Source organism: Sagittula sp. P11, from assembly GCF_002814095.1.
Classification (GTDB): Bacteria; Pseudomonadota; Alphaproteobacteria; order Rhodobacterales; family Rhodobacteraceae; genus Sagittula.
Window position 1 is genome coordinate 2223962 of sequence record NZ_CP021913.1, and the last position, 23795, is coordinate 2247756.

Below are 23795 nucleotides of genomic sequence, written 5' to 3' on the forward strand. Positions count from 1 at the left end.
CATGGCGCGTGTGCTGGTCGTATCGCTGAACTACCGGACCCCGGAGATGACCCTGCGCTCGCTGCGCGCGGCGCTGGGCGCGCTGGACGGTGTCGAGGCCGACGTGGTCTGCGTCGACAACGACAGCGGCGACGGGTCTTTCGAGGCGATCCGGGACGCGGTGGAGGCCGAGGGGCTGGCCGTGCGCGTGATCCAGTCGGGCCACAACGGCGGCTTCGGCGCGGGCAACAACGTTGGCATCGCGGCGCGGATGGCGGACGGGTCGGCGCCCGACTACGTCTACCTGCTGAACTCCGACGCCTTTCCCGCACCCGGTGCGATTGCCGCGCTGGTCCGCCACATGGAGGCGCATCCGGACACAGGCATCACCGGGTCGCGCATCGTGGGCGAGGACGGGGAACCGCACTGGACCGCCTTCCGCTTCCCCTCTGTCGCGTCGGAGCTGGAGGGCGCGGCGCGCCTCGGGCCGATCTCGCGGATGCTGGAGGCGCACAGGGTGCCGCTGGGCGTGCCCGAGGCGACGCGCCCCGTCGACTGGCTGGCGGGGGCCTCGATGATGATCCGGCAAAGCCTGCTGGACCGCATCGGCGGCTTTGACGAGACCTTCTTCCTCTACTTCGAGGAGACCGACCTGTGCCTGCGCGCGGCGCGTGCCGGGCACGGTACACATTATGTATGCGAAAGCGAAGTGATGCACATCGGCTCTGTCTCGACGGGGATGCGCCGGTGGCAGCGGGTGCCGGGCTTCTGGCTGGACAGCCGCTGGCACTACTTCTCGAAGAACCACGGGCGGGCCTATGCCATGGCCGCGACCGCCGCGCATGTGGCCGGCGGCCTGCTGTGGCGGCTGAGGGTGCTGTTGCAGAAGAAGCCGCCCGCCGATCCCGCGCATTTCCTGCGCGATCTCGTGAAACACGACCTGAATGCCATGCTGCGCCCGCTTCCGGCGGCAGCCGGCCCGCAACGGAGGGAAGACCATGCCCGCGTTTGACTGCGTCCTGATGGGAAACGAATCTCTGCTGGTGCAATGCGCCGAGATGGTGCTGAAGCGCGGCCACCACATCCGCGCGGTTGTCACGAAAAGCGATGACGTCCGCCGCTGGGCGTCGGGGCGCGGGCTGCGGGTGGAGCACTACGGTCCGGGCCTGTCGGAGCGGCTGGGCATCTTCGACTGGCTCCTGTCCATCGCCAACCTCGAGATGATCCAGGACAACGTGCTGCGCTGCGCGGTGTCGGGGGCGGTGAACTTTCACGACGGGCCGCTGCCGCGCCATGCCGGGCTGAACGCGCCGGTCTGGGCGCTGATCGAGGGCGAGACGACGCATGGCGTGTCATGGCACATGATCGAGGGCGGCGTGGACGAGGGCGACGTGCTGGTGCAGCGCGGCTTTGACGTGACGCCGGAGGACACCGCGCTGACGCTGAACACCAAGGCGTGGGAGGCGGCGATCGGCTCTTTCCCCGAGGTGCTGGACCAGTTGGAGACCGGGCTGAAACGCCAGCCGCAAGACCTGTCGCAGCGCAGCTACCATGCGCTGAAGGACCGGCCCGCGGGCTTCGGCCTTCTGGATTTCACCCGTCCCGCCACCGAGCTTGAGCGACTGGTGCGCGCGCTGGATCACGGGCCCTACTGGAACCCGCTGTGCGCCGCGAAGCTGCGGTCGCGCGATGCGCTCTGGCTGGTGGGCGGCGCGCGGGTCGAACAAAGCCACGCCGCGCCGGGCACGGTGCTGGAAGCGGGCGACCGGCTGGTCGTGGCCTGCGGCGGCGGCGCGCTGGTCCTGACAGGGCTGACGCGCATCTGCGGGATGCCGGCGGAGGCGTCGGAGGTCGCGGCGGTGGGCGACGTGCTGCCGCTGGGCGCGGAGGGCACGGTCACGGACGCGGTGCGGGCAGAGAAGGCGGCGCGCGCGGCCTTCCGCACTTATGCGCCGGCGATGGTGCCCGGGGCGGGCGGCACGCCGGGCGACATCCGCGCGCTGGAACTGGAGAACGTGACGGAGGCGGCGGTGCCGCTCTGGGCGCGGCGGGTCACCGGGCTTGAGGCCGCGGACCTTGCGCGCGCATGGCACACCGGCAGCGGCCTGGTGTCCGACTGGGCGCTGTGGCGCTGCGGTGCGGAGCCGTCCGAGCCGCTGCCCTTTGCCACCGACCTCTTCGCCCGCGCGCCGGAACTGTCCTGGCCGGAGATGCCGGAGATCGGCGTCAGCCACGGCGGCCATGTCCCCGGAACCGTGGTCACGGTGGACCTGCAGACCCGCGCGCTGACCTACGACGCGGGCCGCCTTGCGCCGCGCATGGCCGAGATCCTCGCCGCACGGCTGGAATGCTGGGCGACCGCGCCCGAGCTGCCGCTGCCGGAGGCGGAGCGCGCGCAGGTCGTGGACGAATGGAACCGGACGGAGATGGCGCATGACCGCGCCCTGACCATGCAGACCGCGTTCGAGGCGCAGGTCGCCCGGACGCCCGACGCCGTGGCGCTGATCTTCGAGGACACGAAGCTGACCTACGCCCAGCTCAACGCCCGCGCCAACCGCGCCGCGCACCTTTTGCGCGAGATGGGCGTGGGGGCCGGGCAGGTCGTGGGCCTGTGCACCTCGCGCTCCGTCGACCTGATGGTCGGCGCGCTGGCGATCCTGAAGGCGGGCGGGGCCTATCTGCCGATGGACCCGTCCTACCCGGCGGACCGGCTGCAGCACTTCGTCGAGGACAGCGGCGCGCGGGTGATCGTGACGCAGGCGGCGCTGGACGCGAAGCTGCCCCGCCATGACGCGGCGCTTCTGGTGCTGGACGCGGAGCCGCGGCTGGACGCCATGCCGGAGGGTGATCCGGCGCCTGCCAGCGGGCCATCCGATCTTGCATACATGATTTATACAAGCGGCTCGACCGGCAAACCGAAGGGCGTCATGGTGGAACACCGCAACGCCGTGAACTTCTATGTCGGCATGGACCAGCACATCCCGGCAGAGGGCGTCTGGCTGGCCGTCACCTCGCTGTCCTTCGACATTTCGGTGCTTGAACTGTTCTGGACCACGGCGCGCGGCATGACGGTGGTGCTGACCGGCGACGAGGACCGCGGCATGATCTCGAAAGGGCCGATGCCCACGGTCGGCGGCATGGACTTCTCGCTGTACTACTGGGGCAACGACGACGGCGCGGGCCGCGACAAGTACGCCCTGCTGCTGGAGGGCGCGAAGTTCGCGGACGAGAACGGATTCGTCGCGGTCTGGACGCCGGAGCGGCACTTCCACGCCTTTGGCGGGCCTTACCCGAACCCCTCCGTCACCGGCGCCGCCGTGGCGTCGATCACGAAGAACATCGGCGTGCGCGCAGGCTCGGTCGTGGCGCCACTGCACCATCCCGCCCGCATCGCGGAGGAATGGGCGGTCATCGACAACCTGACCAACGGGCGCGCGGGCATGGCCATCGCCAGCGGCTGGCAGCCCGACGACTTCGTGCTGCGCCCCGAGAACACCCCGCCGGAAAACAAGCCCGCGATGATGCGCGACCTCGACACGGTGCGGAAGCTCTGGCGCGGCGAGGCGGTGGCCTTCCCCCGCAAGGACGGAACCCTGCACGAGGTGGTGACTCAGCCGCGCCCGGTGTCCTCCGAACTGCCGGTCTGGGTGACGACGGCGGGCAACCCGGCCACCTGGAAGGAGGCGGGCGCCAACGGCTGCAACGTGCTGACCCACCTGCTGGGCCAGTCGGTCGCCGAGGTGAAGGGCAAGATCGACCTCTACCACGCGGCGCTGCGCGAGGCGGGGCATGACCCGGCGGACTTCAAGGTGACGCTGATGCTGCACACCTTCATCGCCGACACCCGCGACCACGCCCGCGAGATCGCCCGCGGCCCGATGAAGGACTACCTGAACTCGGCGGCAGGCCTCATCAAGCAGTACGCCTGGGCCTTCCCCGCCTTCAAGCGGCCGGAGGGCGTGTCGAACGCCTTCGACCTGCAACTCGACGGGCTGGAGCCGGACGAACTGGACGCGATCCTCGACTTCGCCTTCGAACGCTACTTCAACGACAGCGGGCTGTTCGGCACGGTGGAAGACGCGCTGGCGCGGGTCGAGGAGGTCCGGGCCATCGGCGTGACCGAAGTGGCCTGCCTGATCGACTACGGCATCGACCGCGAGGTGGTGCTGGAAGGGCTGCGTCCGCTCGCCAGGGTGGTGGCAAAGGCCAACGAGGCCCGCGCGCTGGCGCCTGACGACTTCTCCATCGCGGCGCAGATCGTGCGGCACGGCGTGACCCACCTGCAATGCACCCCGTCCATGGCGCGGATGATCGCGCTGAACGACGAGGCGCGCTTTGCCCTGAGGGGTGTGCAGCATGTATACTTGGGGGGCGAGCCGCTGCCCGGCGCCCTTGTGGCGGAATTCGCCCGCATCACCGGCGCCACCGTCACCAACATGTACGGCCCGACGGAGACGACGATCTGGTCCTCCTGTACACGTGCCGCCCCCGGCGAACAGGTGGTCAACATCGGCCTGCCGCTCGCCAACCAGCAGCTTTACGTGCTGGACGAGGCGCAGCAGCCGGTGGGCATCGGCATGGAGGGCGAGCTCTGGATCGGCGGCGAGGGCGTGACCCGCGGCTACTGGCAGCGGCCCGACCTGACCGCCGAACGCTTCGTGCCGAACCCGTTCCACCCGGGCCGGATGTACCGCACCGGCGACCTCGTGCGCAGGCGCCCCGACGGGCGGATCGATTTCGTCGGCCGGGTCGACCACCAGGTGAAGCTGCGCGGCCACCGCATCGAACTCGGCGAGATCGAGGCCGTGCTCGAGGCGGTCCCCGGCGTCACCCAGGCCGTCGTCATGGCGCGCGAGGACACGCCGGGCGACATGCGGCTGGTGGGCTATTACACCGGCGCGCCGCAGGACGAGGCCGCGCTGAAGGCCGCCATGGCAAGGGACCTGCCCGCCTACATGGTCCCGGGCCGCTTCGTGGCGCTGTCCCGCTTCCCGCTGACGCCGAACCGCAAGGTCGACCGCAAGGCCCTGCCGCGCCCCGAAGCCATCGCCGTCCCGAAAGCCGCGCCAAGGCCGCAGGCCACGCCCAAAGCCGCCCCTGCCCCTGCGCAGGTGGCCACCGGACCGGGCGCCGACGCGCAGGCCGTACAGGCACAGGTGGCTGCGATCTGGGAACGCTTCCTCGGCGTGCAGAAACCGAAAGGTTCGGACAACTTCTTCGACCTGGGCGGCCACTCGCTGCTGGCCGTGCAGGTCCACCGCGCCATCCGCGAGGAACTGGGCGCGGTGAAACTGTCGATCACCGACATCTTCCGCCTGCCGGTCCTCTCGGACCTCGGGAAGAAGGTGGCGGAACTGGCAGGTCCCGTCGTGCCAAAGGCGGTGCCCGCGCAAACCAGGGCAGCGGCCCCCGACCCGGTCAAGGTCGCGCAGATGCCCGAACAGACCGCCGCCACGCGCGCCAGCGCCCGCTCCGACGCCATGGCGCGCCGCCGCGAAATGCGCAGCCGCAGACGCGCGTGACCTGTGCCGCCCTCGCCCTGCCTTCATCTTGGCCGAAATACCTCCGGGGGGTCCGGGGGGCGGCGCCCCCCGGCGGGTCGGGCCGCGTCAGCGGTCCGAAACCCCGTGGAAAGCATGTCGAGATGACCGGCCCGCATCAGGCCCTTCTGGCGCTGATCGAGCGGCTGCATGCACCCGGTGTACACTGGGGCATAGTGCGGATCGACGAAGTGGCGGAGCTTACCCCTTCGGAGGCGGCCTCCGTCGCCCGGGCGGTGCCTGCCCGCAGGCAGGAGTTCGCCGCCGGGCGCCTTGCCGTCCGCCGCGCCCGCGCGGGCCTTGGCCTGCCGTCTGACGATCCGGCCGACGGTTTGCCCGCCGGACCTGACCGGCTGCCGCTCTGGCCTGACGGGATGACCGGCTCCATCAGCCACGCCGCCGGGCTTGCGGTGGCCGCGGTCGCCCGCCCGCCGGTGCGTCTCGGCATCGACCTGGAAGAGGACAAACCGCTGGACCCCGAGCTGGTGGAGGAGATCTGCCTTCCTGCCGAAGGGGCCATGCCGCCGATCCGGGTGTTCTCTGCCAAGGAGGCGATCTTCAAGGCGGAGTATCCCCGCACCCGCGTGCTGCACGGTTTCCACGGCATCGAGGTCGACCTCGCCCGGGGCCGCGCCCGCTACACCGATCATCCGGAGGTCGCCGTAATTCCGCCCGAATCGCGGCGGCCCCTTCCCATCCTTCAGGCGGTCGGTGGCGGGCTGATCCTGTCGCTTTGCCGGACCGGGGCCTAGCATGGCATCACCAATGTGTGTCCAATCCCGACAGGATCGCTGCATTCGCCCTATCCTGCGGAAATTGCGGCGAAACTGTGGCGGTGTTTCGCGATCCGGCGACGCTCTGTTTCCGGGAAACCGACCATCGGGTCGTGGCTTAAATATGGCAAATCGCCTAGATTGCGGCCAGAAGAGGGCGCGTTTCGGTCGCAATCGGTCAATTGCGTTGGCCAGATCGGGGCAGCCCTCTCCGCATCGGGGGCCAACTTTGCGGGAGCATGTGACATGAACCAGTTCCAGTCCGTCGGAGAAATCTTCGCCGCCCTGCGCCGCCGTGCGTGGGTGATCATCGGCATCTTCCTCGTCGGGTGCGTGATCTCGGTCGACTATGCCCTGGTGCAGCAGAAGGTCTACGAGGCGACCGCCGTGGTCCAGATCGAGGACGCCCGCGTTTCCAGCACCGCCACGGCCACCGTGTCCGACGCCAACGAGGCCTCGCGCCGGCTGCAGCTGATCGAGCAGCGGCTGATGTCGCGCGACAACCTCATGACCCTGATGGACAAGTACGACCTGTTTTCCGACGACCCGGAGCGCAACGACGGCGAGCGCATCTACATGATGCGGCAGGCGGCGCGGATCACCCCGATCACCAATCCAGCCCCGACCTTTACCGCCGCCGCGCAGGCGCCGTCGGGGCTGATGATTTCCGTCATGCTGCCCGACCCGGACAAGGCCGCGACCGTGGCGAACGACCTGATGAACAAGGTGATCACCGAATCCCGCGACCGCTCGGCCCGGCAGGCGAGCGAGACGCTGGCCTTCTACGAGACCGAGGAAGCCCGCGTGAACGCGGAGATCGTCGCGCTGGAAAACCGCATCGCGGAGTATAAGCAGGCCAATTCCGCGCAGCTTCCCGCCGGCGTGGCGGCGCTGCGCACCCAGCTGACCACGCTGCGCGAGACGGAGCTGGACCTGGCGCAGGAGATCATCACCATCCAGTCCGACACCGCCCGCAAGCGGCCCGAGGAACTGGCCCGGCAGGTCGCCCAGCTTGAGGATCAGCGCGCGCTGGTTGCTGCCCGCGCGACCGAGATCGAGGGCCAGATCGCATCCGCCCCCGAGGTGGAACGCCAGCTCAGCCAGCTCGAACGCGAGATGGACCGCCTGAAGGACCAGTACAGCGTCATCACCCGCGGCAAGGCCGAGGCCGAGATGGGCCAGGCGTTGCAGGACCGTCAGGCCGGTGGCCGCTACGAGGTGCTGGAAACCGCGCTGGTGCCGGAGAACCCGATGACCTCCAGCCGCAAGAAGATCGCCGGTATCGGCGCCTTCGCGAGCCTTCTGGCCGGTCTGATGGTGGCGCTTGGGCTGGAGGTGATGAACCCCGCGATCCGCAGCCAGCAGCAGATGGAGCGCCTTCTGGGCATCCAGCCGGTGGTGGCGATCCCGGTGATCAGCAACCGCCGCGACCGGACCTGGGGCGGGCTGAAGTTCCTGGCGCGGGCGCTGGGAATCCTTGCGCTGGTGGGTGGCGTGACCGCCTGGCTGGCGAAGACCTCTGGCCTGGGCGCGCTGTTCGGCAGCGGCACGCCGCGCCGCGCCGTCCGCGGCTGATCCACGACCAATCGGAACACCTGTCCCGTTCTGGTGGGGATCGGACGGGAACGGGACCGCAGCGGGCCGGTGGGGCCTCGCCGCGGTTGCCTGTCGGACTGTTTGTTCGGGGATCTGTCTGAGCGAGAGGGTCGGTGACCGGCCCGAAGGCGCCGCTCAGTAGGCGTAGCGGCCCACGTCCACGCCTTCGGCCTTGTTCAGGATCATGCCCAGAAGCGGCGTTTCGGTGCCGAGCCGGCGTTCCACTTCCTTTATCTCGCGCTCGGTCGTCAGGCCGCCGCCGACCACCAGCAGCACGCCGTCGAACAGCGGCTGGAAGGCGATGACGTCGTCGAAGGACAGCGCCGGCGGCAGGTCAAACAGCATCACGTCGGGGCGCAGTTCCTCTTCGATCCGTTCGAGCGTGGAGCGGGTGCGCGGGTCCTGCAGCAGTTCGGAGGCATAGGGCTCCGTCACCGTGTTCAGGCCGAAGGCGATGTTGTGCCCGGCGTTGAAGTCGTTTTCGCCCAGCCGGATCAGGTGATCCTCAGGCGCGATCCTGCCGCGCAGCATGTCGCCGATGGGGCCGGGGCTGTCGACGCCCAGCACGCGGTGCAGGTTCGGGCGCCGCATGTCGAAGTCCATCACCAGCGTGCGGGTGTTTTCCTGCCGGGACAGCGAGATGGCGAGGTTGGCGACGGTGAAGGTCTTGCCGCAGCCCTTGCCGGGCGAGGTGACAGCGACCCGTTTCCAGCCGCGTTCGGCCAGCGTGTGCATCAGCCGGGTCCGCAGCACGTCGAAGGTGGCATGAGCCGGGTCGAGCCGGTCCGCCGTGACGACCCGGTTGTGGTTGAGCTGGCCCAGCTCGAACCGCGCCACGGGCAGGTCGAGCCATGCTGTATCGGGCTGCGGGCGTCTGGCCTCCGGACGGGGCGCCGGTGCGGGTGCCGGGGCGGGTCCGGGGGCCGGGGCCGGGTGGCTGCGCTGTTCCGGCGTGAGCGAAAGCGGCGGCATGGCCGGGACGGGCCGCGCGGGCGGGGTGTCCGCCTTCGCCTCGTCTGTGTCTGTGTCTGTGTCTGTGTCGTCTTCGTCGGCCGCGGCTTCGCGGCGGGCCTCTTCGGCCAGACGTGCCTCTTCGGCGCGCCGAAGCTTTGCCGCCTGCCGCGCTTCCGCGAGCTTCCGGCGCCGTTCCTCGGCTTCCGCCTCGGCACGTTCCAGTTCTTCTGCCTGACGGCGGGCTTCGGCCTCCGCCTCGGCGCGGGTTTGTTCCTCTGCCTGACGGCGGGCTTCGGCTTCCGCGTCGGTACGGGCGTGTTCCTCGGCTTGGCGCTGCGCTTCGGCTTCCGCATCGGCGCTGGCCTGATCCTCGGCCTCGCGCCGGGCGTCCGCTTCTGCCTGTTCCTCTGCCCTGCGGCGGGCTTCGGCGGAGGCGAGGCGGGCGGCCTCGCGGGCGCGGGCGAGGCGGTTGGCTTCGGGGTCGGCCGGGTGCTGGGCTCCTTCCTCGCGGGCGCGGCGGGCCAGACGTTCCTCCCGCGTTTCCAGCGGGGGAACCGGGGCCATGTCCTTCGAGGTGTCCTCCTGCACGGAGGGCTCTCCGGGTGTCAGGGGCTTGCGCTTGCGGCGAAACTTGCGGCTGTCCATCATGTTCATGCCTTGTGCCCTCGGGCTCCTGCCCATCCGGCGCAGGCGGCGCGCGCGCCGGTTGATATCTCTGCGCCCCTCGGACGGGCGCAAATGCTCAGACCCGTTAGACCAGTTGAATCTGGCCATAATATGGTGATCCGAAGGGATTGTTTACCAAGCGGCACCATCACACCACCGTCAGAAGCCGAACAGCCCGGCGTCGCCGATGGCCCGGTCGACGAAACGCGCGCGGTCTGCCTCGGGTTGCCAGCCCAGCCGTGCCTTCGGCTTGGCGTTGTCGAAGGGCGAGAAATGCGCCCGGCTTTTCCAGTCGGCCAGCGAGGGACGCACCACGCCCTTGCGGCGCAGCGCGTGCTTCTTCAGCAGGTATTTCACCGCGTCGGAGGCGTAGAAGGCCGTGAGGTTGCCCGAGGACACGCGGATGCGCGCGCCGAGACGGTCGTTGATCGCGTCGAAGTAGTCGCGCGCGGTCAGCATCGGTTCGCCCGTCAGGTTGAAGCTTTCGCCCACCACCGGCGCGTCGATCATGGCGATCAGCCCGTCGGCGATGTCGTCGTTCAGCACGAAGGGCAGGGTGTTGGTGCCCGGTCCCCAGATGCGCGCGGCCCCCGCGCCATGCCAGCGGGCGATGCCCCAGTGCTGGAGCGGACCGCCGGGGCCGACGACGATGCCGGGGCGGGCGATGACCAGCGGCAGGCCGCGCTCCTTGTGGAGCTTCATGAGCTGGCGTTCGCATTCGGCCTTGGACCGGGCGTACATGTTGCGGTCGGTCATGTCGGCGGGGAAGGGCGTGACCTCCGTGATGGTCCGTGTCGGGTCGGACATGTCGTAGGAGGCGATGGTGCCGGTGTAGATCAGCCGCTTCACGCCGGCCTTTTCGCAGGCCATGCCGATGCGGGTGGCGACGCCGACATCGTGGATCAGCGCGTCGGACCATGTCCCTTCGAGCGAGCGGGCGAGGTTGAAGACCACCTCGATGCCCTGCATCGCCTCTGTCAGCGCGTCGAGGTCGTAGAGGCTGACGCCCACCGTCTCGACGCTGTTGGGCAGGTCTGGGAAGGGGCCGCTTTTGCCGCGGGACAGGACGCGCACGTCATAGCCGTTGTCGACGAGGCGGCGGGTCAGCGCGCGCCCGATGAAGCCGGTGCCGCCGATGACCATGGCGGTGGGCTGCGGCCTGCGGGAGGCGACGGGCGGCGTCGCCACCTGCTTGGCCGCGTCGGGCAGCAGCGTGATGGCGTCGTCGATGGCCTGCATGACGGCCACGGCGCTGTCGGCGGAGAAGGACGGGTCCTGCCTGCCCTGCGCCATGGCGCCATAGATCGCGGCGTCCATGCCCCGGAAGCTTTGCGCGTAGGGGTTCTTCGTGTTGAGCGACCTGCCCTGCGTCCAGGCGTTGCGCAGGCCGTTCTTCAGGTGCTGGCCGGAGAGGTCGAGCTGCCGGCGGAGCGGGTTCATCACGAGGTCGGCGGCGTTTTCCCGTTCGACGGTCAGCACGTCGGAGGCGTAGTCGAGCCGCGCCCGGGCGGAGGAGCCGCGCAGCGTGACGGAGCGGTCATCCACAGTCTCGACCATGGCGATCTGGAAGAGCAGGTTGACGTGGCCCGCGCGGGCGAGAATGCGGAAGGACTGCGGGCGCGGATCGTCGCCCGGGAGCATCACGGGGTGCCCTGCCTCCGCATGGGTGACGGTCACCGGGCCGAAGAGGTCGTGGGCGAAGGCAAAGAGGTGCGGCCCCAGTTCGAGGAGCAGGTTCTCTGGCTTCCTCAACAGCCACAGGTTGTACGGGCCGGAGCGCAGCGGGGCGAGCGGCAGGGCCCATGTGATCTCGGCGGTGTGAATCCGGCCGTAATCCCCTGCCTGCATCGCGTCTTTCAACCTGCGGTAAGACGGCAGCCCGAGGAAGTTGTGACCGGGTGCAAAGAAGCGGCCCGCCGCCTGCGCGGCTTCGGCGATTCGCCGGGTCGCGGCGCTTGATTCGGCAACAGGCTTTTCCACAAGCACATGAAGCCCCGCAGAGAGACATTCTGTCGCAATGGGCTCGTGCAGGTTGGGCGGGGTGAGTACGTGGACTGCCTCGCAAACATGCGCTTCGATCATTTTCTGCACAGATGTGAATACTTGCGCGCCATGTTGTTGCGCGAGGGCCTGCGCAGCCGATTCGCGGGGGTCGCAGACGGCGGCGATCCGCACCCCCGGCGTCGCCTTCAGGGCGTCCGCGTGCCAGTCTGCGATGTATCCGGCGCCGATCAGGCCGATGGGAATGGTTTTCGACATTTACTTGTACTCGATGATGCGCATGTCCGACCGCCGCACGCGTCGCGTGTGGAACCGGGCCATGCCGATGAGGTTTGGAATCTTGGACAGGGTGAGGAGGAGGCTGTGCCGCCATGCCTGCGCGGCGGGCAGCCCGTCGCGGATCAGCCCCTGAGCCGTCCGCACGTAGTTCAGCGCGTAGACGGCGAGGACGGCGGCGGACAGCCAGAGGGTCGTCAGCAGCCCCGCGAGGAACAGCAGCGGCAGCGCCAGGCCGTAGACCAGCACGCGGCGGCGTTCGCGGACGAAGTATTCGGGATGCAGGTGGCCGACCTGCGCAAATCCGTGGCCGGTGCGCACCGCGCGGGTCCACCACTGGCCGAAGCGGGTCATGGCGGCGTCGTGGCGCGTCATCTCGTGCGGGATGCGGTGCAGCGTCCAGCCCGCCTTGCGGAAGCGCACGCAGACCTCGTCGTCCTCGGCGGCGATCACGTCGGGGTTCATGCCGCCCACGTCGCGCCAGAGCTGCGCCCGCACCATCATGTCACCGCCGCAGGCCGCGATTTCGCCCGCGGGACGGCGCCATTCCCAGTCGCAGAGCTGGTTGTAGAGCGTGGCGTCGCGGTGGATCTCCGACCGCCAGCCGGTGACCATGCCGGTGCCGGGGTTCAGGTCGAGAAAGGCGCGGGCGGCGTCAAGGTAGCCGGGCACCAGCGCGCAGTCGCCGTCGATGAACTGCACGTATTCCGGCGCGTCGAGCGCGTCGAACCCGGCGTTGCGGGCGCGGGCGGCGGTGAAGGGGCGGGTCATGTCGAGGTTGACGACCTTCGCACCGGCGCGTTCGGCGGCGGCCACGCTTTCGTCGGTCGATCCGGAATCGACATAGACGATCTGCCGCGCCTGCCCGGCGACGGAGGCCAGCGCGGCCTTCAGCCGGTCCCCTTCGTTGCGGCCGATCAGGACGACATCGACGGGGGTCATGGCCGCGGCTCCGGACGTTTCGGCGGCTGCTTGTCTTCCGCATAGGCGGTGAAGAGGGTGGAGAGGCGCGCGGCCTCCTGCGCCACGTCGAAGTCGGCGGCGACCTTCGCGGCGCCCTTTGCCCCCATGGCGCGGCGGCGGTCCGGGTCGTCCAGCAGCGTGGCGATGGCGGCGGCCAGCGCATCGGGATCGCCCGGCGGCACCAAGAGCCCGGTCTCGCCGTTCTCCACCAGTTCCGGCACGCCCGCGATCTGCGTGGTGACGACCGGCACGCCGGAGGCCAGCGCCTCCATCAGCACCACGGGCACGCCCTCGGCAAAGCTGGGCAGGGTGAAGATGTCGGCCTCTGCCAGTGCCTCTGCCACCTCCGCCTGGCTGCGGTAGCCCAGGAAGGTGACGCAGGTGTGCAGGTCGAGCTGGCGGGCCAGCGCGTCGATGCCCACCCGTTCCGGCCCGTCGCCGATCAGCGTGAGCCTGAGGTTGGGGTACTTCGGCTTCAGTTCGGCCATGGCCTGCAGCAACACCGGCACGCCCTTCACTGCCGCCATGCGCCCGGTGAACAGCAGGCTTTCGCCGTAATGCGGTGCGGCGGTGTATCGGGCCGGGTCGACGCCGCAATGGATGACGTGGAAGCGGTCCCAGTGCATCTGGTCGGCAAAGCACATGAGCTGCGAGCGGGCGAAGTCGCTGATGCAGGCGACGAAACGCGCGCGGGCGGCCTTTTCGTCGATCCGCCAGTGATGCGGTTCGAAGAAGATGTCCGGCCCGTGGATGGTGAAGCTGTAGGGGATGCCCGAGAGTTCGGACGCCAGCATCGCCACCGTGCAGGACGCCTTGGCGATGTGGTTGTGCAGGTGCGTGACGCCGTTGCGGGCCATGTGGTCGGCCAGCACGCCCGCCTCGGCGAAGTAGATCAGGTTGTAGAGCCGGCCCTTCAGCCCCTTGGGCGCGGTCTGCCATGCCAGCCGGAGCGTCCGCAGGTAACGTTTCGGCCGGGCCATCCAGCGCAGGTGCGCGGACAGCAGGCGCGGCCCCTTGCAGGCGGCCAAGACCTTGAAGGTGCGCTTGTGCTCCTCGCGCTGTTCCGGCCCGACGAGGTGTTCGGCGCCGGTGGTGCGGATCGAGCAGGTCATGACCTCGTGCCCCAGCGCCCGCAGGCCCGCCACCTCGCGCTGGATGAAGGTGTCGGAGGCGCGGGGGTATTCGCCGGTCAGGTAGGCCAGTTTCGGCAGGGTCATGCGCGGCCCTCCCGCGTGGCGGTCATCAGATCCTCGAACCGGGGGCGCTTGCCGGGGAAGGCGCTGTGCAGCCGGTCCGTCGGATAGCGCAGCGGCATCATCCGGGCGCGCAGCACGGGCTCGCGGAAGAGCCCGGGCAGCCTGTGCGCAACGGGGCGCAGCAGGCGGACCATGGCGGACCAGAGGGTGTAGGGCACTGTCACGTTCAGCCGCGGCCAGCCGTGCACCTTGCGGTGCGCCTTCAGGAAGCGCGCGCGGGTCGGGCGGTCGTGGTCGAAGACGTTCAGCACGCCCGGGCCGGGGGTCGGGGTGCGGGCCGCCTCCACCGCGATGCGGGCGACGTGGTCGACATGGGCCAGCGGCAGCTCACCCTCCGACCCGATTGTGACGAAGAGCTTCGACGCCCAGAAACCCTGGAGCGCGTGCCATGACCGCCCCGGTCCCCAGATCGCGCCGGGGCGCAGGATCCAGTCGTCGTCGAGCGCGTCGTCGAAGAGGAACATCGCCTCCTGCAGGCGTTTCGCCCCGGCATAGGGATCGCGCGCGCCGCGCAGGGTGGCGTCGGGCAGGGGGATCAGCGCGCTCGATTCCCTCAGCGAGTCGCCCGCGTGCAGGCGGTCGGTGTCGTAGACCGCGAGCGAGGAGATCAGCACAAGGCGCGGCGCTTTGGCCGTCCATGCGGCATGGACCGCACGGTTGGCCTGCAGCGTGTCGCGGGCCAGCGCCTGCGCATCGTCGCCAAGGTGGGCTGCGGCATGGATCAGGGCGCTGTCTTCGGTGAGCGCCCCGGTCAGCCGGTCGGCGGCCTCCGGCGCGGTGAGGTCCAGTTGCAGGGTCGCGATGCCCGCGTCGTCGGCCCAGCCGGGCAGGGGGCTGCCGCGGGTGACGGCGAGCACGGGCAGGTCGAGGCGCCGTGCCTCGGCCACGCAGGCACGCCCGAGGAAACCGCTGGCGCCGGTGACGACGATGCGCGGACCGGGCGCTGCGGGCGCGAGCCGGGCCTCGTCCTCGCCCGGGCGGGCGGAGGCGTTGTCCTTTGCCGCTTTGCCTTGCTCCGGTGTCACTTCGGTTGCCTGCCTTTCCGGTTGGGCTTGTGTCTGTGTGCGGTCCGGTCTCACGTCGCCGGACCGTTCCTGCGGTTTCATTCCGCCGTCCTGAAGCTCCGGTTTCACTTCGGCTTTTTCTTGCTCCGGTCTCACTTCGCCCATGGCATCGGCTCCATCGGCGCGCAGGTCGTCGTCATGCGTTGCGCGCCCGTCGTCTCGCCCGCGTTCTGGATCGCCAGCGTGACCTCCGTCAGGTGCAGGGCCATGTCGTTCGACAGGCGGCAGGGGCGCCCCTCGCGCAGCGCCTCCAGCACCTCGGCGGGTCCGAGCGCAAAGTTCATCGCGGCCGCCCCCCAGCGCGCCACCTTCGGATGGGTCGGCTGCTTCAGCCGGATGCGGCGCTTCACCGGCGATTCCATCAGGCGCCGCCGGATCGTCAGCCGCCGGGCAAAGCGCACCTTCGCGGCATTGTCCCACGCGGCGTCGCAGGACAACACCCCCTTGTCCCCCATGATGCGGATCGAATGGTCGTGCGGCGCCACGATGGAACAGGTCAGCCGCGTCACCGGCCCGTTCTCGAAATAGAGCACCGCGACCGACAGGTCCGGCGCCGAAGGGCCATGGCCGCCCTTGTCGGGGACCGTCTCGGCCGAGGCCGCGACCACCGTGCGCACCGGCCCGAACCACGAGATCAGCCAGGTCAGGTAGTAGCCCGCGTGTTCCAGCGTGCAGCCGACGCGGAACTCGTCCTCCGCGGGCCAGGGCGCGCCGGATTCCGACAGCCACTTGTCGTAGGCCGCCTGCGGGATGAAGCCGTCGTCGAGCTCCGCGTAGATCGCGCGCGGGCTCCCGGCCACGCCGTCGCGCAGCGCCCGGCCCAGCGTCTGCGCCGCCTCGCCCAGCGCCGAACAGGGGGCGGAGGCCAGCGCCAGCCCCTTCTCCGCCGCCAGCGCGTGCAGGGTTTTCGCGTCCTCCACCGTCATGGCGAGCGGCTTTTCGGAATAGACCGGGTGCCCGGCGTCAAGGCAGGCGCGCGAGGTCTCGAAATGCGCGCCGGGATTGGTGAGGTTCAGCACCAGTGCGCCGGGTGCCATGGCCAGCAGCGCCTCGAAGGACTCAGCGGCAGGCAGGGACCAGTGCGCGCAGAAAGCCCGCAGCCGGCCCGCGTCGATGTCGTAGACCCCGGCGACCTCGATCCCCGGGAACGTGGCGAGCGACCGCGCGTAAAGGTCGGCCACGAACCCGCAGCCGAGCAACAGAACCCTGTCCGTCATGCCGCCACCCTTGCGGCGCCACGCACCCCGATTGTCCAATGTTCCGCAACCACCAGCGGACCCCCTTAACCATTGACCCTTCGCTTGCAGCCAAACATGGCCATAAGACGGCATCCGCACGTCAAACCCGCTGCGCTGCGGCGGCGCAGCATCATTCGCACGTTTTTTGCGGCCCATGTTGCAGTTTCGGCACGGCATGTGCCGCCGATCCGGGCTATGGATCACGCGGGGACAAAGAGGCTGTCATGGAATTCCGGATCGAGGACCTTCCCATCCGCGTCAACGTGCCGACGTGGGCCGTGCTCGAAGCGCGGGTGCGGGAGAGATTCGCACAAAGACGCGGGTTCGCACTCGCCACGATCAACCTGGACCACCTGGTGAAGCTGCGCGCCTCGCCCGAATTCCGCGTGACCTATGCCGCGCAGGACTTCGTGGTGGCCGACGGCAATCCGATCGTCTGGATGTCGAAGCTGGCCGGACGCCCGGTTTCGCTGATCCCGGGGTCCGAGGCGATCCTGCCGCTGGCGCGGATCGCCGCGCAGCAGGGTGTGCAGGTGGCGCTTTTCGGCGCGACCGACGCGGTGCTGAAGGCCGCGAAGGAATACCTCGAACGCGAGGTGCGCGACCTCACCGTGGCCTGCTGCATCGCTCCGCGCATGGGCTTCGACCCAAAGGGCGAGCTGGCGGAGGCCTACCTGGCCGAGATCGCAGACTCCGGCGCGCGGCTGTGCTTCGTGGCGCTGGGCGCGCCGAAGCAGGAGACCTTCGCCGCCTTCGGACGCACCCGGGCGCCGGAGGTGGGCTTCGCCTCCATCGGCGCCGGGCTCGACTTCTTCGCAGGCACCCAGAACCGCGCCCCGGCGCTGGTGCGCCGGTTTTCGATGGAATGGCTCTGGCGGGCGGCTTCGAACCCGCGCCGCCTCGGCCCGCGCTACCTGAAGTGCCTGGCCATCCTGCCCGTCGAGGCGGCCAAGGCCCTGGCCATGCGGCTGCGCGCCCGCAACGGCTGACCCGCCTCCTTCATCTTGGCACAAATACCTTGGAGGGGGTCCGGGGGAGGCAAGGCCTCTCCCGGCGGGTCGGGCCGCCGCAGGCGGGCCGAAACCCCTATGCGTCCGTAGTGCCGCCGGAAATCACCCGCGCCGGGTTGCCGGCCACCGTCGCACCGGCGGGCACGTCGCGGGTCACCACCGCGTTGGCGCCGATCACCGCGTGGTCGCCCACGGTCAGGGGGCCCAGCAGCTTGGCACCGGCGCCCACGTCCACGTGACCGCCCAGAACCACCGGCCCGGCCAGGGTCACCTGGTGGAAGATCATGCAGTTCACGCCGATGCGCGCCCTCGGGTGCACGATGATGCCGGTGGGATGGGTCAGGCGCAGGCCGCCGCCGATCTCGGTCGTCAGGTGCAGTTCGGACTGGGTCATCAGCGACCAGAACCAGTGGTTCGCCACCCAGTATTTCGACACCAGCCGGCCAAAGGCACCGCGTCCGCGCCAGTGCTGATAGCGGCGCACCGCCCGGATCAGCTTCTTGCCCGGCTCCCAGAAGGTGTCGATCCGCTCGCGCGACCAGTCGGGCACGTCGGCTGAAATCCGTGTGTCCTGCTGCATTCCGTCCCGGGGCCTTCGATCTGCCACACTCCTGCCCTGAAATGGGTTATCCTGCTTTCAAACGCAACAGAGGACCGCAGAGGCCCGTCGCATTACAGTGTTTACCATTGTCCCGCAGCGCGGATTCCCGCAGGCGGAGGCAGGATGTTTCGAGCAACCGGAGAAACCGGCAGGACAATGACTTCGCAGACCCGCCATCCGCCCTACCGCGGTGACATCGACGGCTTGCGGGCCATCGCTGTCCTGTCCGTCGTGCTCTACCATTTCGGCGTGCCGCTTGCCGGGGGCTTCACCGGGGTCGACATCTTCTTCGTCATCTCGGGCTTCCTGATCGGCGGCATCCTCTGGCGCGAATACGACGCCACGGGCCGGGTCTGGCTGAGGCACTTCTACCTGCGCCGGTTCCGCCGTCTTGCGCCCGCCTTCTTCACCATGCTGGCGGTCACCGCCGCCGCCGCCTGGGTGCTGATGCTGCCCTTCGAGTTCCGGGAGTTCGGCAAGACCGCCATCGCTTCCACCGTCTACCTGTCGAACGTGCTGTTCTTCCGGCAGACCGGCTATTTCGATGTGGCGGCCCACGACAAGCCCTTGCTGCACACATGGTCGCTGGCGGTGGAGGAGCAGTTCTACATCTTCCTGCCGCTGCTGATCCTCGTGCTGGCGCGCTGGCGCTGGGGCCTTCTGGGCGCGCTGGTGGCGATCTGGGCGGTCTCGCTGGCGGCCTGCGTCCTGCTGACCCCGGCCTATCCGACGGCGACCTTCTTCCTCTTCCCGTTCCGCGCGTGGGAGCTGCTGAGCGGCGTGCTGCTGGCGATCTGGGGCCACCGCAGGCAGTCCGGCTGGCAGGGCTGGACGCCCTTCGCGTGGATCGGCCTGTTGCTGGTGCTGGTCTCGGTGATTTTCATCCCCGCAGGTCCGCTGTTCCCGGGGCTGCTGGCGATCCTGCCGGTTGCGGGCACCCTGATGCTGCTGTCGACGGGCAACGGGACACATGGCGTCAGCGCCATGCTGCGCCTGCCGGTGCTGCGCTTCTTCGGCCTGATCTCCTATTCGCTCTACCTCTGGCACTGGCCGGTCTTCGTGCTGTCGAGCTACCTGCGCGACGGCTATGCACACCCCGCCGAGGCGGTGGTCTGGATGGCCCTGTCGGTGGCGCTGGCCTGGCTGTCGTGGCGGTTCGTCGAACAGCCCGTGCGCCGGGCCGACCGCCTGCCCGGCTGGGCGGTGCTGTTCGGCACGCTGGGCGCCTCTGCAGCCGCGCTGGCGTTCGGCGCCTACGTCTACCTCAGGGACGGGCTGCCGCAGCGCTTCGGGCCAGAGGCGGCGGTGCATATCGCGGCCTCGGGGGACTTCCTGCAGGATTTCAGCCGGTGCTACGTGGCCGACCAGCTGCCGCTCGACGGGCTGGAAGTCTGCCCGATCGGCCCGGACGGCCCGCCGAAGGTGCTGGTCTGGGGCGACAGCCACCTGCGCGCCTTCAAGGAGGGGCTGGACATGGCGGCGCACGAGGCCGGGGTGCCGGGGATCATCCTGTGGCGGGCTGGCTGTCCGCCGCTGATCGACATCCGCAAGGTCGAGACCGCCGCGACCCCGGCGCAGAACACCGCCTGCACGCAGGCCAACACCCAGATCAAGCAGAGCTTCGCGCGGCTGGGCAGCGTCGAGGCGGTGCTGCTGGTCGGGCGCTGGGGGTACTACGCCGAGGGCACGGGCAGCGGGCTGGACGCCGGGAACCGCATCGCCATCTACCCGACCACCGGCCCGGAAGAGGTGGGGGAGGCGCAGGCTTCGGTCGTGTCGCGCGCCGCCGAGGCCACGGTCGCGCATCTGGAGCGTTACTTCGACCGCATCCTTGTCCTGCGGCAGCCGCCGGAGATCCCGCTTTACGACAGCCGCCGCGCAGCGCGGGAGGCGGCCCATGCCGGGCTGCCCTTCGCCGCCCCGCCGAGGACCGAGCCCGAGGTCGACCGTACCGCATTGGCGGATCGCGCGGCGCAGGCGGACCTGCCGTGGCAGGCGCTGGCGGCAGAGGGCCGGGTCGCGCTGATCGACCCCTGGCCGCGGTTTTGCGACGGCACGCGCTGTTCGGCGGTGGTGGACGGCGTGGGCCAGTTCTTCGACAACAACCATGTGACCAACGCGGCCGCGCTGCGGGTGCGCGATCTTTTCGCCCCGCTGTTCGAGGGCCTCGCGACGGAGGCGGCGCAGACCGGCGCCACCGAAGGATGACCCACTGGGAGGCTGAGTGGGACGCCGTGGTGATCGGCGCCGGCATCGGCGGCGGCACCATCGGCCGCGCGCTGGCGGAGGCCGGGCAGAAGGTGCTGTTCCTCGAAAAGGGGTTGGCCGACGTGCGCAGCGCCGAAAACGGCCTGTCGGAGATCTTCGTGCCGGAGGCGCGCGCCACCCGTGGCCTCTGGCCGGAGCCTCTGTCGGTCACGGTGGACGGCGTCGCGCAGGCGTTCTACGCGCCGCGGGGTGCGGGGCCGGGCGGGTCGTCGGTCTTTTACGCGGCGACGCTGGAACGGCCCGAACGCCATGACCTCGAGGACGTGCCGGGACGTCCGCATCCCACCGGCGGCTGGCCGCTGGGTTTCGACGCGCTGGCGCCGTTCTACGCGAAGGCGGCCCAGATGTACCGCGTCTACGGCACGCCCGATCCGCTGTCGTCCGAGGCCCCCCTGCCGCTGCGCGCGGCGCCGGACCTCACGGGGGTGGAGGCGGCGATGATGGCGCGGTTCCGCAAGGCGGGGCTGCATCCCTACCACGCGCACACCGGGGTGGAGCGGCTGGAGGGCTGCGCCATGTGCCTTGGCCGCAAATGCCCGCGCGCCTGCAAGATGGACGGACGCTCTGCCGGGGTGGAACCGGCCCTGGCCGCCGGGGCGCAGCTTCTGACCGGGGCGGAGGTCACGCGGCTGGTGATGGACGGCGCCCGGGTTGCGGGGGTGGAGGCACGGGTGGACGGCGAAACACGGCGCTTCACCGCGCGGCGCTACGTGCTGGCGGCGGGGGCGCTCGGGTCGCCGGCTGTGCTGCTGCGCTCGGCCTGCGAGGGCTGGGCGGAGGGGGTCGCCAACCGCTCCGGCCTTGTGGGGCGCAACCTGATGTTCCACCTCAACGAGATGTTCGCGCTGTGGCCCGGGGTGGAAGGTGCTGCGACGAAGGCGATTTCGCTCCGCGATCTCTATCACCTCGAAGGGCAGCGGCTGGGCACGGTGCAGGCCATGGGCATCCGCGCGTCCTATGGCGAGACGGTGTTCTACCTGAACCGCATGCTGGCGGCGCGGGGCCTGTCCCGGCTGGCGCCGCTGTCCCGCCTGCCCGCTGCGGTGGCGCAGAAGCTGATGGGTTCGGCGCAGATCTTCGTCGGGCTGATGGAGGACCTGCCCTACCGGGAGAACCGGGTCGGCGCGGACGGGGCGGTGCATTACACCCTGCACGACGAGCTGAAGGCGCGGCGGCAGGCGTTCCGCAAGGCGATCCGGCATGCCTTCCGCGGGCAGAGGCGGATGTTCCTCGGCTTTGCACCGGACCTGAACTGGGGGCATCCCTGCGGGACCTTGCGGTTCGGGACCGATCCGGCATCCTCCGTCCTGCGGCCCGACGGGCGGGCGCACGATGTCGACAACCTTTGGGTGGCGGATGCGTCCTTCATGCCGACGTCGATGGGGGTGAACCCCAGCCTGACAATCGCGGCCTTCGCGCTGCACGTGGCCGGGGGGATGGGTGCGGATGACTGACTTCACGCCAAAGGACGGATGCGTCGTGGTGACCGGCGCGGGCTCCGGCCTTGGCCGGGCGATGGCGGCAGCCTTCGCGGGCCGGGGCTTCCGCGTAGCCGGCACCGGGCGGCGGGCGGAGGCGCTGGAAGAGACGGCGGGCCTGTGCGGCCCGGAGTTCACCGCCCTGCCGATGGACGTGGCCGACTGGGGCGCCGTGCAGGCGGGATTTGCCACGCTCGGGCCGGTGGCGGTGCTGGTCAACAACGCCGCCGTCTATCCGCACCGGGACATCCTTGCCGAAAGCGGCGAGAGCTTTGCCGCGACCATGGGCGTGAACCTCGGCGGGGTGGTGAACTGCACCCGCGCGGTGCTGGAGGACATGGCGCCGCGCGGGCGGGGCCGCATCCTGAACGTGGCGACCTTTGCCGACCTGAATCCGTTGCCCGCGTCCTCTGCCTATTCGGTGTCGAAGGGCGCGGCGCGGATCTTCACCCGCGCTTTGCTGGCCGATCTGGGCGACCGGCTGCCGGGGATCGTGGTGTCGGACTGGATGCCGGGGATGCTGGCGACGACCATGGGCATACCGGATGGCGTGGCGCCCGAGGTTTCGGCCGAGTGGGGCGTGCGGCTGGCGCTGAAGGGGGATGTCTCCTACAGCGGATCGGTGTTCGAGATGGACCGGGAGATCCTGCCGTCCCGCGGGATGAAGGCGAAGGTCCGCGACATGATCCTGATGCGGCGGCGGAGGCCCCGGGTGCTCTGACGCCTACTGCTGCGAAGGCAGCGGCGTTCCGGCGGGAACGCGCGGCGGGGCCTCTTCCGGGAAGCGGATGCGGTGTTCGCCCAGCCTCGGGTGCAGGTGGCCCGCGATGCGCCACGCGATGAGACTTGCGGCGCCGGCGGCGGCGAAGACGGCGGGCACCGGCGCGGCCAGCAGGATGACCCATGCGACGCCCGGCGTCAGGATGCCCGACACGTCGCGGAAGGACGAATAGATCGCCGACATTTCCGTGCGTTCGGAGGGCTTGACCGCCATGAGGAAGGGCAGGCCGCCGCAGATGTCGAGCAGGATCAGGAAGATGCTGGCCGAGAACAGCGCGGCGATGGCGATCCACGGCAGCGCGCCCGACAGGCCCGCGGCGAGGAACAGCAGCGTGCAGGCCATGAAGCCGGTGCGCACCGCGCCCCGGACCGACCGGGCCTGCACCCAGCGCAGCATCAGCGGCGAGGCGAAGAGCGCCATGTTGGTGGTGGAGGCGAGAACGCCGCCCAGCCGGTCGCCCAGCCCGTTCTCCACCGCGAAGATCGGCAGGTAGACGATGTAGACCCACCAGCCGCAGGAGCGGATCACCGCGAAGAGCCAGCCGGAGATCAGGCGCGGCTGCTGCAGGAACCGCCCGAGGTAGGCCAGCGGGTTCGGCGTGGCACGGCGGGCGCGGGTGATGAGCTTGCCGTTGCCGAGCCGCATGTAGAGGAAGACCGCCAGCATCGCCGCCGCCGCCAGCGCCGCGATGAGGAAGGGGGCGGGCCGCCAGACGGTCCAGAGGGTGACGCCGGTCACCGGCCCGATGGTCCAGCCGAGGGCGGAGTAGAAGAGGCGCAGCGTCTCGCACCGGCCGAGCTCGACCCGGGCGATGTAGTCCAGCACGTAGGCGTTGAAGCAGACGAAGCAGACCACCGTCGCGGAAGAGACGAGCACGAGCCCGGCGATCAGCGCCGCGGCGCCGCCGGTGGCCGCCAGCCCTGCGCCGGTGACGAAGGACAGCGCGCCCATGGCATAGACGACGCGGCGCGGGATGAAGCGGTTGACGAAGGGCACGAGCAGCCCGACCAGAAGCGAGACGAGGCCGATGGCGAAGTAGATCGCGCTGACCTCGCCCGCGTCCTGCAGCGCGTCGTAGAGGGCCACGGGAAAGACGGAGATCAGCATCCCCCGCGCCACCGCCTCGCACCCGGCGAGCGTGGCGAACCCCCTAACGGACGGGGCGGGGGCGTGGCGGAGCCATTCGGGGATGCGGCGTTCGAACATGGGGGCACTCGTCGTCTGGGCCTGCGGCGGGGCAGGGTCCTGTGCCGCGCACCATGGCGCAGCGGCGGGCGGCGCTCTGCCCCGGGCGCGACCTCATGGTCTGAACGCGACACGAGGCGGGGTTTTCGGTGTTCGGGGTGGACGG

16 protein-coding genes are annotated in these 23795 nt (G+C 70.1%); 8 read left to right on the forward strand and 8 right to left on the reverse strand.

The features are described from left to right. Position 1: 1 nt before the first annotated feature. The 4 genes from CDO87_RS10835 (at position 2) to CDO87_RS10850 (ending at position 7867) form a co-directional block, all read left to right on the forward strand. Entirely contained in the window at positions 2 to 991 is a 990-nt protein-coding gene (locus tag CDO87_RS10835) for a glycosyltransferase family 2 protein (protein WP_100928791.1), read from the forward strand. Continuing rightward, entirely contained in the window at positions 978 to 5501 is a 4524-nt protein-coding gene (locus tag CDO87_RS10840) for a MupA/Atu3671 family FMN-dependent luciferase-like monooxygenase (RefSeq protein ID WP_100928792.1), read from the forward strand. The genes CDO87_RS10835 and CDO87_RS10840 overlap by 14 nt, the downstream gene beginning before the upstream one ends. 122 nt (positions 5502 to 5623) lie before the next feature. Next, a complete protein-coding gene (locus CDO87_RS10845; protein ID WP_100928793.1) occupies positions 5624 to 6271 on the forward strand; it encodes a 4'-phosphopantetheinyl transferase in 648 nt (215 codons plus the stop codon). A 267-nt stretch (positions 6272 to 6538) separates the two neighbouring features. Further along, positions 6539 to 7867, forward strand: a complete 1329-nt coding sequence (locus CDO87_RS10850) for a Wzz/FepE/Etk N-terminal domain-containing protein (RefSeq protein ID WP_100928794.1) — start codon at positions 6539 to 6541, stop codon at positions 7865 to 7867. Positions 7868 to 8023: 156 nt separating this feature from the next. On the opposite strand, the gene CDO87_RS27210 is transcribed toward CDO87_RS10850, so the two are convergent. From CDO87_RS27210 to CDO87_RS10880, 6 genes are all read right to left on the reverse strand, one after another. Next, positions 8024 to 9496, reverse strand: a complete 1473-nt coding sequence (locus tag CDO87_RS27210) for an exopolysaccharide biosynthesis protein (protein WP_254698419.1) — start codon at positions 9494 to 9496, stop codon at positions 8024 to 8026. A gap of 171 nt (positions 9497 to 9667) precedes the next feature. After that, positions 9668 to 11767, reverse strand: coding sequence for an NAD-dependent epimerase/dehydratase family protein (locus tag CDO87_RS10860; RefSeq protein WP_100928795.1), 2100 nt, complete (start codon positions 11765 to 11767; stop codon positions 9668 to 9670). Continuing rightward, positions 11768 to 12727 (reverse strand): glycosyltransferase family 2 protein, encoded by a 960-nt coding sequence (locus CDO87_RS10865; protein ID WP_100928796.1) that lies wholly within the window; start codon positions 12725 to 12727, stop codon positions 11768 to 11770. Next, entirely contained in the window at positions 12724 to 13965 is a 1242-nt protein-coding gene (locus CDO87_RS10870; RefSeq protein WP_100928797.1) for a glycosyltransferase, read from the reverse strand. Before CDO87_RS10870 ends, CDO87_RS10865 begins: the two co-directional genes overlap by 4 nt. After that, entirely contained in the window at positions 13962 to 15110 is a 1149-nt protein-coding gene (locus tag CDO87_RS10875) for an NAD(P)-dependent oxidoreductase (RefSeq protein ID WP_100928798.1), read from the reverse strand. The genes CDO87_RS10870 and CDO87_RS10875 overlap by 4 nt, the downstream gene beginning before the upstream one ends. A gap of 50 nt (positions 15111 to 15160) precedes the next feature. Then, positions 15161 to 16285 (reverse strand): Gfo/Idh/MocA family protein, encoded by a 1125-nt coding sequence (locus CDO87_RS10880; protein WP_100928799.1) that lies wholly within the window; start codon positions 16283 to 16285, stop codon positions 15161 to 15163. A gap of 245 nt (positions 16286 to 16530) precedes the next feature. Between CDO87_RS10880 and CDO87_RS10885 the strand changes: the two genes are divergently transcribed. Then, entirely contained in the window at positions 16531 to 17295 is a 765-nt protein-coding gene (locus tag CDO87_RS10885; RefSeq protein WP_100928800.1) for a WecB/TagA/CpsF family glycosyltransferase, read from the forward strand. A 97-nt stretch (positions 17296 to 17392) separates the two neighbouring features. Here CDO87_RS10885 and CDO87_RS10890 read toward each other — a convergent pair whose 3' ends face one another. Then, positions 17393 to 17896, reverse strand: a complete 504-nt coding sequence (locus CDO87_RS10890; protein ID WP_100928801.1) for a serine O-acetyltransferase — start codon at positions 17894 to 17896, stop codon at positions 17393 to 17395. Positions 17897 to 18073: 177 nt separating this feature from the next. Here CDO87_RS10890 and CDO87_RS10895 point away from each other — a divergent pair, with 177 nt between their 5' ends. The 3 genes from CDO87_RS10895 to CDO87_RS10905 are packed head-to-tail and all read left to right on the forward strand — an operon-like array spanning position 18074 to position 22384. Further along, on the forward strand, positions 18074 to 20125 hold the full coding sequence (locus tag CDO87_RS10895; protein ID WP_100928802.1) for an acyltransferase family protein: 2052 nt from the start codon (positions 18074 to 18076) through the stop codon (positions 20123 to 20125). Then, positions 20122 to 21639, forward strand: coding sequence for a GMC oxidoreductase (locus CDO87_RS10900; protein WP_100928803.1), 1518 nt, complete (start codon positions 20122 to 20124; stop codon positions 21637 to 21639). The genes CDO87_RS10895 and CDO87_RS10900 overlap by 4 nt, the downstream gene beginning before the upstream one ends. Further along, positions 21632 to 22384 (forward strand): SDR family oxidoreductase, encoded by a 753-nt coding sequence (locus CDO87_RS10905; RefSeq protein WP_100928804.1) that lies wholly within the window; start codon positions 21632 to 21634, stop codon positions 22382 to 22384. The genes CDO87_RS10900 and CDO87_RS10905 overlap by 8 nt, the downstream gene beginning before the upstream one ends. 3 nt (positions 22385 to 22387) lie before the next feature. Here CDO87_RS10905 and CDO87_RS10910 read toward each other — a convergent pair whose 3' ends face one another. Then, positions 22388 to 23650 carry an MFS transporter gene (locus tag CDO87_RS10910; RefSeq protein WP_100928805.1) on the reverse strand — a complete coding sequence of 421 codons (1263 nt, stop codon included), beginning with the start codon at positions 23648 to 23650 and terminating at the stop codon, positions 22388 to 22390. Positions 23651 to 23795: the final 145 nt, after the last annotated feature.